Below are 17,519 nucleotides of genomic sequence, written 5' to 3'. Positions count from 1 at the left end.
TTGCTCATTTGACCAGACCCCATAGCCATTAGAATTCACCCCAAAGTCGGAAATTGACGCGTCCCGAGCCGGCCTGCGAATAGGCCTGGCTGATCATGGGCACCGAGTAGGCGAGCATGCCGTTGACGCCGTCGAAGACTTTGAAACGCGTGCCTGCGCCGTAGCTCCAGACATCGAATTTCGATTGTTGTTCAGGTAGCGGGCGCTGCACGCGCACATGGCCGGCATCCGCAAAGCCGAAGAAACGCCACTCGTTGAAGGTCACGAAACGCGGTGTGCCCTGCCCGGTCTCGTCCTTCATTTCCTTCTGCAGCATCGACCCGACATCGGGCGAGCGCAGTTCGAGATTGCCGACGACGCCGTCATCGCCGAGAACTTCGGACTCAAGATAGCCGCGGACCGTATCGAGGCCACCGACGCTGAACTGTTCGCTGGATACCTGCGGGCCATCCGATACCTGGCCCTGCATCTTGCCCCAGAGCTGGAAGCCTTCAGGCAGTTCGTGGGTATGCGTGAGATCAACGTTCAGATGCGAGAAGCTGCCGGAAGCCCAGGCACGCTTGTTGTCGAAAGCAATCCAGTCGCTGCTCGATGGGCGCATATTCGCCGTGACCGACGCATTGAGCTGCGTGAGCGACTTCTCTGCCTGGAACGTCGCGCCATAGCTGGCGACGAACGGATAGTAGGTGATCGGAGTCGAGAAGCCGCCGGTGAAGTCGCGCACCGTCTGATCAAAGTGCTTGTAATCGATACCGGCCGAGAGCGTGTGGAAGAAGTTATCGCGCGCAGGCAGCGTCATGACGGCACGGCCACCGACGATCTGGCCGGGGCCGATCACGTTCATGCCGCCCACGGTCGCAACGTCGCTGCTCGACTTCACGCCGTAAACCAGCAGTGTCAGCCAATCGATACCCTCGACACGCGCGAGATACGAGCCCGAAAACACCTCGGCATCGCTCTTGTTTTCCGGCGCAACCTGATAGGTGAAGCTGAACGAGTGACCGAGCTGCCACAGATTGTCGTAGCGCACGGTACCGATCATGCGCGTGGCCGATGTGTTGGGCGAGCGACGATTGTTGACTTCAAGGCTGCCGTGAATCGGCGCCTTGTCCTCGACCGCCAGATCGACATCGACCGTGCCGGGGGTGACGCCCGCACGCAGCGCCGGCGTGACGCGGCGATCAGGCCATTGATTGAGGCTGACGATGTCGCGCGTCACATCGTTGAAGTTCGGTACCGCCCCCTGCTTCAGCGACGTCGCGCGGTTCTTGATATTGGCAAGATCGAAATACCGCGAATTCTTGACGCGCACCTGACCGACCTTGAGTTCGGAAACCTTCAGGATCACGCGTCCGGTCAACGCATTCTGCTGCGGAACGGACACGCTGACGGTCTGGAAACCCTTGTCGTGATAGGCCTTTTCAAGCGCGGCTCGGGCCTTCTCCACGTCATCGGCGCTCCTGCCGGGGCCAAGGAACGGATAGATCGCTTCCTCGACATCGATCTGCGGCAGGGTGTCGGCGCCCTGCACGGCGAAATCATCGATATCAAAGCGCTGCAATGGCGCTGCCGGCGCCTGCTTGGCATCCGCTGCGGCTTTCGCGTCCTTGCCGTCCGCTGCGGGCTTGACAGTGGCCGAGGGCTTATCCGATTGCTGGCTCGGCTTCGCATCGGCGGTGACCGTCGATGCAAAAATAACACTGATGCTCGCGAGCATCAGTGCGGCTGGCGCCGAACAACGCAGGAAGTGTTGCTTTGCCCGGCCTGCGCCGACACCGTCTCTATTCAGAAGAAGCATATATCAAGCCCATAAGAGGGCACACCGAGCACGAGCCGCACGCCCATGTTCAGGTCCCTACGTCTTGAAGACGTTTGGGCCGGTCGCAACCCGCAAAAGAAAATTAAGAGGTTGGTGCCACCCGAATCACCGACAGAGCGCGGTAGCAAAACGGTCGCGAAGAATACTGCGCGCAACACGCAACATGCGACGGTTTGAAGACAACCAAAGAGAAAAGAGAAAGAGAGAGGACAGCAGTCAGCTCAGCAGGACGATGCCGCCCGGCAGCGCGCGCACGTTGGCGGCAAAAAGCTGCCGCACCTGCGCAACGAAATCATCAAGCTTGTCAGTGTGAAACGTACCGTTGACGAGGCGCTGGCCAAGCTGCGCATTGGTCACGACGATCTTACCAGGGCGATAACGATTGACTTCAGCCACGACGGCCGACAGCGGCTGATCGCGGAAGATCAGCAGTTTCTCACGCCACGCGCTCGAAGAACCCGCATCGACGATCGACACCGGCCGCCCCAAAGGATCTGACGCCGAATAACTAACCTGCTCGCCGCGGCCGAGCCGAACGCTGCGTCCGCCATGCGAGATGGTCACCGAGCCTTCATTGCATGTCGCGAGAACAACACCGTCGATGCATCGCAGGTTGAAATCTGCGGCGCTGGAAGTAATTTGCCCATCCGCAGCGATCATCACCAGGGGCTCGAAGCTGTCGCGCCGCGTGGTGATCGCAGCTTCTCCGGAAATCAACTCGATCCGCGGGTTCACATCATTCCCACGAACGGCGATGCTGGTCTGGGTGTTCAGCTTGAGCGCGACATTCGATGCCAGCTTGACGTCGAGCTGCTCACCCTTTGCCGTCCGATAGTCCGCCGACAGTTCGGCTAGCGATGGCCACATCTCCAGCGGCGGCTTTACGATCATGTAGCCCGCGACGGATGCCGCAAGCGCGCCGCCGATCAGGCTACGACGGCTGACCATCTGTTTTGCGGCGGACACACGTGCCACGAAGGGACGGACATTGCGGTTCTCGAGCTCCGCTCCCATCGCGCCAAGATCGCGATACAGGCGCACCGCTTGAACAAAGGCTTGCTCATGCAGATCGCTCCGTCGGCGCCAAAGCTGCAGCTGCTCGGCATCTTCAGTCGTCGCCTTGCCGGAACGCAGCAGCAGGACCCAGTCCGCCGCACGCTCGAGCAAGTCGGCTTCGTCGAGAGGGGCGCTCACGAGATCACCACCAAAAAGGCGGAAGCTTGGGCAGGGATAATGATGTGAGTCATTGTCGTCGCTGAGCTTCTGATTCTGCTATTGGGGGCCGCGAAAATTACCTTCTGATGTATAGACGGTTGAGGCAAGGCTATCCCGCAAGCGAAAATAACAATAATTAACGGGATTCGCGGGACCGCAACAACGGCCCGGTGATCAAACGCGGGAAATGGCAGTAAGACCGCAATTATTTGGGACGCGGGCCACCGGATCGTCGCAGCAACGTCCGGCCGAGGCGCGCAGCGCAGTGCTTCAGCGAATTGCGAAGGTCGATCTCGACAGTCCGGACGCTGACGCCAAGCTGCGCAGCGATCTCGTGATCCGGCATTTTCCTGACAACGGCAGCCATGAACACCTGGCGGGCTCGGCTCGGCAACTCGGCAAGTGCAAGATCAAGTGCCTGAATATCCTGTCGGCCCTCGACGATCGCCGCCGCGTCGGGCGACTCGTCCGGGATGTCGAGCAAGGCGTCGATCGCATCCATACTCAGCAGACGCTTTTCGCCACGACGCCGATCTGTCGCCACGTTGAGCGCGATGCGGAACAGATAATCTTTCGGACTGTTCACCGCCGGGGCATTCTGCATTTGCTCGATGCGCAGGAAAGTCTCCTGTAACGCATCACCAGCCAAATCTTCCGACCCCAATCGTCGCGTCAAACGCTTGAACAGACCGCTATAATCGGCCGTTAACACGTTCCGCAGAGTTGTACGATTTGCCCCAGTCACCGGCTATAGCCCCTACGCGTAGAAATACTCGTCTCAGCAGCACGGTGTTACCCATCGCACATGACAGATTGATTACGAAGCTAGAACACCTCGAACTCAACAGAGATGTGAGACTATCGCGCATCGAAGGTGACGGGGATCATCACGGTTAGAAGCTCGGGCATATCGGCCGGAATGCGCGGCAGCGGTTGCGCGCGGCGGATCGTTTCGATCGCTTCCCTGTCCAGTACGGAACGCCCTGAACTCGACTTGATATCGACGCGAACGATGCTGCCATCGCGACGCATGGCGAACATGACCATCACCGTTTCCTGCGAGCCATCGCGGCGCGCATCGTTCGGATAGCGCTGATAGCGCTCGATATGCGCTTCGAGCTGGCGCTGATAACGCGTTGCCGTTCCTGCCGGGACTGGGCGCGCCTGCCCGCCTCCCGCCGGCTTTTGCTCCGGAGATGCCGCGGGACGTGGCGGGAGCAGCGGCTGTGGCGGCATCGCCTGCTGTTCGACCGGCGGCAGCACCTGCTCCGAAATCGTCGGCGTCACCTGGAAATCGGCAATCGGCGGGCTAGCATGTAGTGAAGCTTGCTTCACTTCAGGTGAAGGCGTCGGCGACGGAAGCAATTCGACCTGAATCGTCGAATTGCCCTGCCGCGCCGATGGACCAGTGGGCATATGATGCAGCCAATAAACACCGGCGGCGAGCATCACCGGCACCAGCACGACGCTACCGGCCAGCCAGCGCCAATGCCCAAAGCTGCCCGAGGTGTCGTCATACTGATCGGATACGGGATTGCTCCGTGTCAGATCCAGCGCTCTCCAATGTGCTGGCGATGCCATCTGATCCTGCCTAGCGCACGGTGATCATGACCATGACGGGCTGCGGCGTGTTCGCAGGCGGGGCCTGGCTCACCTGTAGCCCATCAAGCAGCCGCCCGATGGCATCGTCCCGCTCCTGGTCGCCCGACGAACGGAACAACTCGGTCCGTTTCACGGTCCGCGGTCCGTCGATCCAGAGTTTGATACCCGCACTATAGCTACCATTGCGCGTCTTAGCTTCCTTACGCAACGCCTGCTGAATGTCGGACTGGATCACGCCGCTATACACCCGCAATTGCGATGGATCGCGACTTTCCCGTGTACTGCGAACCCGTAACGGATCGAGCACCAGATCGGCTTTATCAAACACCGCAACGGGCGGCATGTCGGGATCTGCCGAGGCCGGCACCAAGGTGATGGAATTGGCACGCGTGTAGCGGATCAGCAGATCGACATCGCCGAGCAAAACCCGCAGCGCCGTATCCCTGGTGAAATCGCCCTCGACCAATGTTGAAACAAGATTATTGGCCGCGCTGCTTTCATACAGTAACTGAACGCCGGTGATCTTGCTATACGTCTGCAATGCAGAGGCCAGTGGCTGAATCGGAATATGGAAGCGCATCAGCGCCGGATTTTCTCGCTGTTCGCTCGCGGCCAGCGCCGAAATCATTGCACCGAACACAACGATGGTAGCACCAACGAACAACAGCGGAAAGAAACGGTGACAGGCAACGCTGAAGCACGCCCTCGACCGAAGGCGCATGAACAGATCGAGATCGTCCCACTGCCGAATAGCACTCATATTACAGACTTCGACTTATTGACCTCGACCAGAACACTGACAATGCCCGTAGTCGCTGGCGACGTTGCGTGAGGCACTCATATCGGACGCGCAATGATACAGCAAGGATACGGACGCACCAACTCTACAGACCGACGATAGCGATTGCTAAGCCGCCACACTCGTTTACGTAGTTTTTGTGACAGGCATGTTATGTATCTCACTATATTTCGATTCAACGCGAAAGATCGGCGTTCAATATGGCGCCAACCGCAACTGTCGGCTGGCACCACGTCGCAAATCACTCCGTCATCATTCTTTGTCGATCTTCCAGGGGCAGCATCTGCGCTTGGACATCCGGCTGCGCTCTGTAGCGCGCGACGTAACGGTGCTGCGATCGTTATAGTTTAGCGCGTCGACTGTGGCGCCCACATAACCTGGCGTTCCCCCGCTTGCGCGCCGTCCAGCTCGCCTCCACCGCAGCCATCACCGAGCACTCCACGATGATGACCGAGGGGTACGCGTTGCCGTTGCCCTGAATCGGCCTCGCCGTCTGCCGCGTCGCCGCTGAAGCATTGGAGTTCGACAACGCTGCGCTGGTGCCCGGCATCTGCACGGTCGGCAAGCCCATCGACGTGCCCTTGCGCCGGATGATCACCACTTTCAACACCTGCAGCGCCGCCAGATCGACGTTGCCGAAGACTCCGGAGGCGACCTCGCCCGCGTCGATCATCCACGCTGTCCGTCGTCGCCGGCATCCAAGCGAGGCGCCGTTTCGCAAGGAAAAGTGCGTCGAGGATGTACGGCACTCATTCTCAGTGCCCTGTTATTGGATTGCTGACTCCTGAATATCCCTTGCCGAGAAGCGTCTCGATCGCGAATTCCGCCTTCCCTCCGGCGTTGACGACGCTTTGCGCCGCCAGGAACCCGGTATTGCACACGTTTGGTTCCATATCGCATCATCTCGGCGTTCTCAGCGAATCTGTCACCTCCCCGCAATCTCGGCGAGGCGTGATCTTTCTGCGTCCGTCAGGACCTGTTTCTGCTCCTGATTCAGCGGTCCGCTGCCGACGACTTGAATGACACTGTTGGTGTTGTAGCTGCGTCGATCATCCGACTTGCGGCGGTCGTCATCCTCACGCTGCTGAGTGTCATTGCCGCCCCCGCCATAACCAAGCACCTCGACGATGATGACCGAGGGGCGCTCGCTGGTGCTGGTTTGCGTCGCGTCCTTCACCGTATCCGACGCCGCCTTGTCCTTGGTTTCCACGGTGAGGTTGACCGGCGCGCTTGCCACTTTCGGCACACCCTTGGTTTCGCCGCCGACCTTGATATTTTCGGCATTGAGCACGATCAGCGCCGCCACCGTGAAGTTGCCGCTGACCCGAATGCCGGCGTCGCCCGCATCGACCGTGCCGTGCGGCGCAACCAGGGTGACGTCGCCCTCCTCCACGCCGCCAAAGCCGATGACCGTGCCGATGCCGCTGCCGCCGATATCCGGGCGTTCCTGCACTTTGGTGATCGCATCGACACTTGTGGTGATGTCGGGTGCCGAGGGAACGCGCGTCGTCTTGGCGCCGCGGCCGGCGTCGATGTCGCCGAGCGTCGACCAGATCACTTCGTCGCCGCCGCCGAAGGTCAGCACGCGCGAGCGGTTCACCGTGACGCTGTCGCGGGCGAAGATATTGATGCCGCCGCCGCCGAAGGTCACGAGGCCGGCGCCGTCCGGCACCACCGTGCCAAGTGCCGCCACCTGCAATCCGCCGCCTGGGGCCAGCGTCTCGATGCTCCCGCCGGCCATGGTCCGGAAGGTCGAATTGCCGATCTGGATATTGCCACTCCAGGCCTGACCGGGGAACAGCGCCTCGATCGCGTTGTAGCCGCGCTGGTAGCCGCCATTGCGCGGCCGGCCATCGGCGTCCGGCGTGTTCTGGTCGTCGCCGGTAGCCCTCAACTCGTTGAAGTAAACCTGCCGGAGAAAACGTTGCTGGGTGAGCACTGGCAGTGCCCTGAAGCGATCCCAGACGTCGGCCGGTTTCGGGTACTCTCCTATCATATCATAGACGAAGTGGGCCATGCCCGTCTGCAGCAGGTGCGGTTTGCCGTCGCGGGTTTCATAGAGATCCAGCCAATGGAGTGGCATCAGGACGCCGCCGGTGGAATAGCCCTTCAGATAATCGGGCATTGACGCCAGGTTTGCCGGATCGAGATACATCGCCGCCAGTGCATCGTAAGTCGGCTGCTTGCCTTTCAGTCCCGCCATCACCGAGATCGACGCACCGTCTTTGGCAAGTCCGCGCACTTCGCTGAGGGCGTCGGCCCGGACACGTTCGGTACTCCCAAGCGTGCTGCCATCGTATTTATCGAAATTGCCGCCACTGAAGATCTGGAGCGCGGCGCCATAGACGTCGCGTCCCGCGGCGAGCGCAATCGCGCCCGGGCCCTGGATATCGACCTTGCCACCGATGATGTCGGTGCCGGCTTCCAGCACCGACACGTCGGTCCGGTGCAGGTTGCGCAAGTTGTAGTCGATGTTGCGGATGTCCGTTCCGGCGCGGAACCAGGTCTGTTCGTTGGTCGTCACCTTGCCGAGCGTCGGGCCCATTGCCGTGTCGATCAGCGAGCCGACGATCGAGCCGTTCTTCGCAAAAATGCGGCTGGGCTCCATGTCATTCTCGTTGACCAGCCGCAGCGGATTACGCACGCTTTCAAGATAGCTGCGCAATGCGCCGCCATCGCTGGGTCCCCATCTTGCTTCCAGCTCATTGCGAAGCAGGGCCGTGAAGCCGCTTTCCGACACGTCCTGGAAATCCCTGGGTGTCGTTTCCAGGCGCAATTGTAGCGCGGCACCTGCCATACCGCCGTAGGGCCGCAGCGGACTTGGCATCATCGCCGGATTGGCCCGCGACATGGTGATCTCGCCGAGCACGATATCCCGCTCGGCCAGGATGCGGAGCTCGGGATTCGCTCCCGTCGAGGTGAACATGCGGTTCTGATTGGTCACCGATCCATTCAGCGCGGCAATGCGCGTCACCGATGGATACAGATTTGTCGCCAACAGGCCGATCAGCGAATAGTCGACATCAGGGTCATAGGAGCCGCCGGACAGGTCGAGCTGCTTGGAAAGGAAGCGCCCCTGGTTGGTGAGCGAAACGCTTCCGCCCACCGACAGCAGTTCCAGTGAGGTCCGTTCCGTGTATCCGCTCATATAAGCATTGTAGCGAGTGATGCCGCCCGACTGATAGGTATCGGAATTGAGCAGCAGCGGGTCCATGACCGTCTGCAGCATCAGGTCGCCCGAGGTCTTCACTTTCATCGCGGCATCGCCCAGCGCGAGCACCGGCGCGATATTGTAGACGACATTTTGTTTTGACCGGAGAACTGCAGACACGGTGCGGCCATTGGCGAACTCGCCCGCATTGATGTCGCCTTCACCGCGGCCGACGTAATAATAGCCCGCGCGAACGGCGCCCGATGCCTCGACCCGCATCAGGCCGCCATTGCGCATATCGAGAAGCATCGCTTCGCCGCTCGATCGCCCGCCCCGGACGCGACCGTTGGTCGGCAGCGCCACCAGCATATTGACGAGATCGCCGCCGGTCTTCACCAACACGTTGCCACCACCGAGCGCGCCGACACCTTGCTGGAACATGCTGTAGTCGATCCACCACGAGCTTTGCCGGTCCGTCTCGAACACGAAGTTCGCGTCGAGCGAGCCGACCTTCTTCAGCCATTCCATGAACAACTGGTTGTCATCGGGATTCGAGGGGAGCACCGACGTCGCGTTGCCCTGTGCGGCGATCCGCAGGTTGCCGCCGCCGATGCCATAGGCCGCGCCCGTCGGCGTGACGAAGTCCGCATAGACGGTCTGGTCGGCACGGCCGGCGGTGTAGACGGCCGATGTGTTGTGCGCGAGCAGCAGATCGCGGCCGGCGACGATGTCGATATCGCCGGTTCCCGTGCGGACCACGTTGCCTGCCGTGCTGTTGCCGACGGTGAGGGTACCGCTATTCGCCGCCAGGGCTGCCAGCGGCTTGACGGAAAGCGCGCTCGCCGAGGTCAGGTCTGCGCCCGCGACAAGGCGCAGGTCCCACGACGCCATGTCCTGCAGCACGCCGCTGGGACCCGCAGACGAGAAGCCGTCGCTGATATTGCCAAGGATAATGAGGTTTCCGGCTGCGCGCAGCGTAAGAGCGCCCATACGAGCGGAAGCAAAATCGGCGGCCAGATTCCAGTCGGTCGCCGCAACGAGATCCCCGGTGCTGCGAATTTCGATGCCGGGCATCACCGCGACGCCACTGGCATTCGCGTTGAGGCGCGCTGCGATCGCTGCAGCGCTAGCTAAGAACGTATTGGCGTCGGTAATCGCATCGCCGCGAACCGCATCCACCGACCCGCTGTTGTAGACACTGACACCCTCCAGAACGCTGGAGCCCGAGCCGACGATGGTCGCCTGCAGGTTCGCAACCTCGATCTCGTCATGGTTCGTCGCTTGCAACGCGCGGAACCGCACGCGGCCGCCATCGCCTCCCGCCACATCGATCGTGCCGCCTCGGATATCGAGCTGGCCGCCACTGGCTTCCAGCGTCACCCGGCCGCCGCCGAACTCGCCGGTCGCGCCGGCCTGCAGCAGGGCCGAGCCCAGCATCGTCAGACCATTGCCGGCGCTGACCGAGATCCTGCCGCCATATCCGGAGCGGGTATCGATGGTGCCGGCCAAAGTCACCGAGCCCTGGTCCGCGACCAGCGCGAAATCCGCGACCTGCGTCAGGCCGTCGATCACCACATTGCCGGAGCGGATACGGAATTGACGCGACGCCGAGAAGCCGGCGGCGTTCAACAACTGGCTCTGCGCCGCAAAATCGGGAAGTGCGGCGATATCCAGGGCAAAGGAGCCGCCCGTCTGGCCCGCCGCGGCATGCGCCTCAATGCGCCCGCCGAGCACCACGGTGCCGCCATTCGACACCAGCGACAACCTGCCGGCCGCGCCGCCGTCCGCATGGGCCGACAGATTGAGCGTGCCGCCCGGCGCCACGACCACCGAACCCGCCGCCGTCAGCGTGATGCTGCCCGCATCGGCATATTGCGCGACGTCAAAGAACTGTTTTCGGAAGCCGCCCACATCGATCGTGCCGCCCTGGCCGATCGTGACATCGCCGGCCGTGGACGCGAGGTTGACCGAACCGCCAAGCGCCACGATCCGTCCGCCGAGTTCGACGCTGGTGCCGGTGAAATTGAGTCGTGCACCGAGGCTGGCTTCCGGATTGTCCAGGGGCGCGGTACCGCCTGCGAGAATTCGGATCGCGTTCTGCGCCGTCAGCGATTGCGACGCGCCAGCGCGCCCGGTCACCACCGGGCTTACGAGCGTGACCGCCGCCGTCCCCGCATCGATCGAGCCGTTGCCCTCGCCGGTGATCTGGCGGCTGGCGAACAACGTGACCGTATCGAAGCCGCGCAGCGTCTTTGCGCCGCTGCCAAGTACGATTTCATCGGCATTCATCGACAGCAGGATCGAACCGACCGCACCGGGACTGCTGAAAGTGCCCCCGCTGTTCTGGAAGGCGATGGTCTTGCCGGTGACGGCGATCGCGCCGGCACCATAGCCGACGAAGCCCGCGGCATCGAACACGACCTTGTCGAGACCGGCGCCGCCCAGATTGACGGAGGTGTAGAAGTCCATCGTGCTGTAGCTGCGCAATGTCAGCGCCTGGGTGTTGGAGAGTTGTGCCAGCGACGCGGCATCGAGTACGAGGCCGCTGCTGCCACCGCCAAACCCGATGCGACCGCTCGCCAGCGACATCGCCGCGCCCGACAGCCGCGCGCTGCCGGCGACGACCGTGTTCTGCGTGGCATCCAGCAGCAGCGCATTGCCGCCCGACAACGTGGCGTTGGCGCCGATGGTGACGATGCCGCCCGTCGAGGTATCGACCGTTTCACGCAACACGTTCACCGCATCGCTCACCGACACCCGGATCAATGCGCCATAGTCGCGCGACGGAGAGATCAGCACGTCATTGGCGGGATTGTAGTCATTGTGACCGTCGATATCGCCATAGACGGCCGCAACCCGGGGCGCGATCACGAGATCGACGCCGCTGCCCGGTGAATGGCCCGCTGCGACGATGACGCTGCCCTCGGAAACCCTGATCTCGCCGATCGCCGCCAGCAGGATTTCCGGTCCGGTGAGGCTGCTGGAGGCGTCGTTGCGAACCAGCACGTCGCTGGCCGCCACGTCGATGCGCACGCCGCGCGCGTCGCCGTGGCGCACGCCGCCGATCAGTACGCTTCCCGCGCCGAAACTGCTGAGCGACGTGGCATCGATGATCAGGTAGCCGGCGAGATCGCTGCGGTCCATCCCTGCCCCGACGATCGCGATTTTGCTGCCGGAAATATCGACCAGTCCGCCGCGCCCGCCCGCTGCGGGCTGCGATTGCAGCGTGCCGTCGAGAACCAGGCTCGATGTCGCCTCGAACACCACCGCGCCGCCATCCACCGGCATGCGCGGCGTCACCACATCGACGCCAGTGAGGCGGTACTGGCCGAGCTTGAACGCATCCGACGCGAAGTACGTGTTGGCATAGGCCTCGTTATATTCGCTGTAGCTGCGCAGCGTCGTGCCCGACATCACCCGCCAGGACGACGCGAGCTGGTCGAAGCCGCCGCCATGGTTGTCGGCGAGACGGCCGGCCATGGTCGTCGAGCCATCCGGCATCGTCATCGTATTCGTCGTGCGCGCGCTCGCGGAGCCTTTCACCATCGACACGGCGAAGGCACCCGGCAGCAGCGCGTAGCGCGCCGGAAGCAGCGCGTACCAGCCCGCGGCAAGCCCGTTGCCGCCAGCGAGCCAGACCTTCTGCTGCGATGCCGCCGAGACATTCAGCCCCGGCATGACGGCGTACATCCCCGGCTGGGCCAGCACATCGTGCGAGCCGCCGGGGCCCGGCACATGCTCCCAGGCATAGAGATCGCCGCCGCCGCGGATATCGACCACCGATCCCGCCGCGAGCGTGACTTTCGGACCTTGCAGGACGATGTTCTTTTCTGGCAGCCGGCTCAGCGGCAGTGTCTCCTGCTCCAGGGACTGAGTTACGGCTGGCGCGTTCCAGAACTCGTTGTTGCTCAGCGTGCCGTAAGGCAGGATCAGGCCGTCGCCCGAGACCGACGTGATGCTGCCGGCGCCGAGCGTGAGACTGTCGGTTGCCGTCATCGTGATGCTGCCGAACGGCGCGCGCACCACGCCGCCCTGAACGATCACCGGAGCCCGCAGCTTCAAGGTGCCGGCTGCGGACAGCGGCAGGCCATTGTCGCCGTTGGGCAGGATATCGAGCTGCGTGCCCGCCTTGATCGATGCCACGATGCCCGTTGCGGGATAGATCTGGGCAGCCTTGAGCGTGAGCTGGCCATCTGCCGTCAGATAGGACGTGCGATCCTCGGTGCCGTCGATGCCGCCGATGAGGGCGCCGATGCGCAGGTCGCCGGTCACCACCCGCGTCTCGGCGAAGCCGGAGAACGTCGCGCGGGTCACGTCGATCATGTCGGCCGTCACGGTCAGTCTGCCGCTGCCGGCCGCGGCCGCCATGCCGTTGCCTGACAGGATCTGGATGTAAGGCGCGGTGATGCTAGCTGCACCGGCGCCGCCGCTGACAATCGGGCTGCCGATCGAGATGGATTTTCCGACCGCAAGATCCACGCCCGGCGCCACCATCAGCACACTGGAATTGGTGGTGAGCGTCGCGAAGCCGCCGCCGTTGACGGCATCGGCTGAGACCTTGGTCATCTTGATGTTGAGGATGGGCAATTCCTGCGATAATGGAACCGTCGCAGCGGCATCGACGTAGAAATGTCTCGTGAGAAGATCGATCTGATCGATCAGTCTGGGCGCGAGCAATGCCAACGGCTGGTTGACGGTGGCGGGAGACGTATCGGATTTGAGGTTGACGAATGCGAGACCGCCGGAGCGATTGAGGCCGCTGGTCAAGCCGTAAAGCTGCGTGATCACGGTGTAGAATTCAAACGCCAGATCGCCGCCTGAAGTATACTCGTGATAGATGTCCAGATCGAGATAATAGCCCTCACCGAGGTCGAGGACCTTGATCACACCGTCCCGGCGATCGCGATAATATAGCGTATACGGCTCAGGGTAAGCACTATCGACTACGGGGACCGACGCGACGCTGATGTTCAGACGGCCCCCACTCGCCCCGGCGCCGCCGGCATGCGCAAGCAAGGTCGCATCGACCACATCCATCGCTTCACCGCTGAATTTCAGCGAAATGCTGCCGCCATTGCTGGCCAGCGTGTAGGCCTCGGCGCCATTGCGGCCGCGGTCGAGATCGAACGTGCCGCTCGCGCCGGAGACATCGATGACCGATCCGTTTTCGAGCGTCATCTTCAGCGCTTTTTCGAGGCTCACGGCACCACCGGCCAGGACGCTGCCCGAGCGCATACCACGGATGTTGGTGTCACCCACCGCCAGGCCCCGCGCGAGAATCCGCGCATTGGCGGTAAGTTTCAATTCACCTTCGGCTCTGAGCGAAATCGTGCCAGCCGGGGCGTTCAAGGTGCCGTGAATGGTGAGATTTCCCGACGCATATGTGCCCGAGGTGCCGGGATTGCCGGTGGCCGCCAGATTGATCGTGCCGCGAACATCGGTCGTGATGACTGCATCGGCGCCGATCGAGACATTGGCGCCGAACAGGCTGAGTTCCGTCGGCTTGTAGGTGGCACGTTCGACAAGTGGCTGAACCGTTAGCGGACCGATAGCGTCGATCCGCGTGCCGGACGCGACGGCGGCGAGGTTGACACCGCGCAGATCGACGCTCAGCGGAAGCTGCGAGATCACTGCAGCGTCCACAACGCTGACATCACCCGTCGTCGTCAGCGCAAATCCGCGGAAACCGCGCTCGGCAAACAACGAGTTTGGAAGCCAGCCAGTGGCCGGATCGGTCGGCGCTGGGCCGCCGATCCGAATCGACCCGGTCGATACGACGGTGATCGTGCCGCCCGAGGCCGCAGAATATCCGCGCAGGTCGAGGCCCGCCAATTGTGAGGTCGTCGTCGGCGAAATCGTCAGCGCACCGGCATCGCCGAGCTTCAGCTTCGGCTTGACGCCCGTGGTGTCATACCAGCCACCGCCGGAGACATCGAGCGTAACGCCCGGCGCGAATTCGCCGGCAACGTCGATCGTACCGCCCTTGATGACGGGTGGCAGCCAGTCGCGTGGGCCGTTGAACCAGACGCCGCTGACATCGATATCCGCCGTGGCGCCATAGATGGCCGTCGCGGTCCCCCCCAATCCAACCTGCCCGCCCGCGATACGGATACTGCCATCGATCGCGAATTTAGCCGGATTGATCGCGCTGACATTGGCGACGACGTTGAAGCTGGTGCCTGGCGCCAGTTCGAGCTTCTCGTCCTGCGCCAGCGTAAAGCCGGTCGAGACATGGAAAATGAATTTGGACATGCCTGCGTCGGCAAGAACGTCGGAGTCGAGATAGGTGGTTTTCCGGCGCACCGACGGATCGCTCGGATCGCTGGCCGGAAGTTCGACATACCAGATCGGGTCGAGGGCGCTCGTGGCGGTGAAGCCGGTCGGCAGCAGTTTCGGCTTGTCGGCGATGATGAGATCGCCGACCAACCACTGCCGGTGTTCGTCGCTGCCGCCGCCGATGATGAACGAACCTGCGGTCGCAAGTTTGCCGGACGCCGCCTGGCGCTCTCCCGCAATCGTACCACCCCAATAGCCGCCCTCGAGCACCATGGCTTCGGCGGCAAAAAACCTGATCGAGCCGGCCGCGCGACCTTCCGTATAGCCGCGCTCGAAACGCCGCGACTGATTGCGATCGAAAACGGAAGACCAGGTCTCGGTCAGCTTCGGGGCTAGCTTGCCCTGGACGTTATGGGTCCGCGAAAACGAACCCGCGAGGCCGACATAAAGCTGATCCGGCATCGCTTTGCCGATATCGTGGACGCGCCCGTCGGCACCGAGCAACCGGGTGGTGGTGATCCAGCCGTCCTGGTAGCGCACCGATCCGCCGGAGACGTCTAGCAGCGAGCCCTGCCGCGTGATGATCGACCCGCTCGACTTGATCGCAATCGACGCCTTCGCAGCATTGGCAGACAACTCTCCTAAAGTAGTTTTTCCGACGCCGATCCAGCCCGAGAAATCGCCGAGCGGTGTACCCACCCAGGCGCCCGGCGATCCCGAGATCCACTGCACGTCCGCCATCGGACCATCGGTGAACAGCCCGGCGACGCGCTTGTCCACGCTGACGGTTTTGCCGCGCAGCCAGGAATCCCGATACAGCGGCGAGTCGCGCAGTTCGTTGATACGCAGTTCGCCGGTGACCGTATTGCTCTCCATGGTGAGCAACATGTCCTGCAGGCCGGCCACGCTCAGAAAAGCGTCTTCGCCGATATAGACGCGGCTGCCGTCGCGCTTGACCGGCTCGCCGACAATCGGCGTCTCGCCCGACAGCGTCGATGTGCTGGCGACGATGCTAATGGTGCCCGTCGGCACGATGACACTGGCCTGCGCCTCGATGTCGATCGACTTGCCGCGCATTTCGATACGGCCTGGCGTGTAACGTGCCGCCAGGGAGGTCTGTTCGATCTCGCTGGTATCCGTCAGGTCGGGCATCGCCGTGGTGACGCTGCCCCGGCCGAGCGTCAGCGAACCTGCCGTCCAGAAGCGCAGCGAACCCGGCGGCACATCGCCGCCATAGGAGGCCATTCCGTTTTCCCACGCGCGCAGCCGGATCGAACCGTCGCGATTGTTCAGCGCGGTCGATGCCTCGAGTGCGCCGTTCTGGGTGACGGCACGTGATATCAACGTGATGTTGCCGTGATCGGCTTTGACCATACCGTTATTGACGACGCTATAGCCGACCGACGCAGCGCGCGCCGCCATTTCGGGAAATACGATGGCGTTCAGGCCGTCCTGATAATCGCCGAAATTGCCGGGGGTCGAACTGGCCCACCGGTCCATCTGGAAATAGGTGAACACCCAGCGCATCGGCGCCGACACGGCGACATCCAGGCCGCGAATGCCGGAAGTATCGGTGGCCAGATAGACCTGCTCGCCGGCCCCCAGAATTACCTGGCCGTCGACCGCGGAAATTCGGCCGCTGTTGACGACATGCGGCGCAAACACCATCGCCTTGCCGCCGGAGGCCATGGTCAGTTGCGCGCCTGCCTCGATGCGCACATCGCCCGGCGCGTCGCCGATCACGACCCCCGCGACCTGACCTGGGGCATTCAGGCCAATATATCTGTTTGGGTTTTCTTGGCCCAGATAGCCGAATTGCGGCTTGGCGATACTTCCTCCCGACGGGTCGTCGAAGATCAGAAGTTGCTTGTTGATGCCGGCGCGGAACTGTTCGTCCGACAGGCTGAGCGAGGAGGCAACGAAACTGTTGACGTTGACCTGGGACGCCCCGCCGAACACGATGCCGTTCTTGTTGATGACATAGACCTGCCCGTCGGCCTTGATGGTGCCGAGAATGCGGCTCGGCGCCAGCGACGGATCGGTGACGCGATTGAGCGCGATCCAGTTTGCTTTGTCGGCGCCGCCGGAACTCTGATTGAAATAAACATCGGTCTCGCGGCCTACATTGAAGCTCGACCAATTGAGGATCGCCTTCTGTTCGGTCTGCTTGATCTCGACCAGGGTGCGACCGCCGGCCTGCGTCGGCGTCGGCGTGCCGGCTCCCGTCCAGACATCCGGCGTGATGCCGGCACCGGGCGCAACGACGAGACCACCCGGCATCAGACCATTGGGAACGGCGATGCCGGGGGCTGCGAGGGCGGCAGCACGCGCAGCGGTCTGAGCTGCACGGATACCCTGCAGCGCCTGGGTGGCGCGCGCCATGGATTCAACCGCCTGCCGCCCCGCTGCCGACGACTGCTGCGCGCTTGCAGCCGCGGCAGCCGCTGCGATCGCCGCCGGGCTGCTGGGCGCAGTGGAGCCGCTGCCGCCCAAGCCGCGCGCATCTACCTTCGCTACCGTGCCGAGCAACGCCAGAAGGCTGACGCCAACGAGCATCCTGCTGCGGTTGAACGACTTACGCGTGCGGCGCGATGGCGAAGTGGTGGCATGAACGACCATGGAGACTCTCACAATTCCGAAGGCAGACAGGATTCGCC

General features: G+C 62.7%; 7 protein-coding genes. All 7 read right to left on the bottom strand.

Annotated features, from left to right (window positions below):
• Positions 1-28 precede the first annotated feature (28 nt).
• The gene (locus tag AC1DUY_RS22270) at positions 29-1,798 is read right to left on the bottom strand and encodes a ShlB/FhaC/HecB family hemolysin secretion/activation protein (RefSeq protein WP_478117141.1); all 1,770 of its coding nucleotides are present in this window, start codon (positions 1,796-1,798) and stop codon (positions 29-31) included.
• A 237-nt stretch (positions 1,799-2,035) separates the two neighbouring features.
• Positions 2,036-3,013 carry a FecR family protein gene (locus AC1DUY_RS22265; protein WP_478117139.1) on the bottom strand — a complete coding sequence of 326 codons (978 nt, stop codon included), beginning with the start codon at positions 3,011-3,013 and terminating at the stop codon, positions 2,036-2,038.
• Between the two features lie 226 nt (positions 3,014-3,239).
• Positions 3,240-3,746 carry an RNA polymerase sigma factor gene (locus AC1DUY_RS22260; protein ID WP_244499726.1) on the bottom strand — a complete coding sequence of 169 codons (507 nt, stop codon included), beginning with the start codon at positions 3,744-3,746 and terminating at the stop codon, positions 3,240-3,242.
• A 146-nt stretch (positions 3,747-3,892) separates the two neighbouring features.
• Complete coding sequence (locus tag AC1DUY_RS22255) at positions 3,893-4,615, bottom strand: energy transducer TonB family protein (RefSeq protein WP_478117137.1); 723 nt, start codon at positions 4,613-4,615, stop codon at positions 3,893-3,895.
• Between the two features lie 10 nt (positions 4,616-4,625).
• Complete coding sequence (locus AC1DUY_RS22250) at positions 4,626-5,264, bottom strand: STN domain-containing protein (RefSeq protein WP_320444642.1); 639 nt, start codon at positions 5,262-5,264, stop codon at positions 4,626-4,628.
• Between the two features lie 511 nt (positions 5,265-5,775).
• On the bottom strand, positions 5,776-6,108 hold the full coding sequence (locus AC1DUY_RS22245) for a hypothetical protein (RefSeq protein WP_478117135.1): 333 nt from the start codon (positions 6,106-6,108) through the stop codon (positions 5,776-5,778).
• Positions 6,109-6,360: 252 nt separating this feature from the next.
• The gene (locus AC1DUY_RS22240; RefSeq protein WP_478117133.1) at positions 6,361-17,481 is read right to left on the bottom strand and encodes a filamentous haemagglutinin family protein; all 11,121 of its coding nucleotides are present in this window, start codon (positions 17,479-17,481) and stop codon (positions 6,361-6,363) included.
• Positions 17,482-17,519: the final 38 nt, after the last annotated feature.

Source organism: Tardiphaga sp. P4_G1 (genome assembly GCF_056401215.1).
This window is presented reverse-complemented; position numbering and strand designations above follow the sequence as displayed.

Bases quoted from the DNA above. Each gene is read 5' to 3' on its own strand.
- AC1DUY_RS22270 (WP_478117141.1), bottom strand. From the start codon at position 1,798: ATGCTTCTTCTGAATAGAGACGGTGTCGGCGCAGGCCGGGCAAAGCAA.
- AC1DUY_RS22245 (WP_478117135.1), bottom strand. From the start codon at position 6,108: ATGATCGACGCGGGCGAGGTCGCCTCCGGAGTCTTCGGCAACGTCGAT.
- AC1DUY_RS22250 (WP_320444642.1), bottom strand. From the start codon at position 5,264: ATGATTTCGGCGCTGGCCGCGAGCGAACAGCGAGAAAATCCGGCGCTG.
- AC1DUY_RS22240 (WP_478117133.1), bottom strand. From the start codon at position 17,481: ATGGTCGTTCATGCCACCACTTCGCCATCGCGCCGCACGCGTAAGTCG.
- AC1DUY_RS22255 (WP_478117137.1), bottom strand. From the start codon at position 4,615: ATGGCATCGCCAGCACATTGGAGAGCGCTGGATCTGACACGGAGCAAT.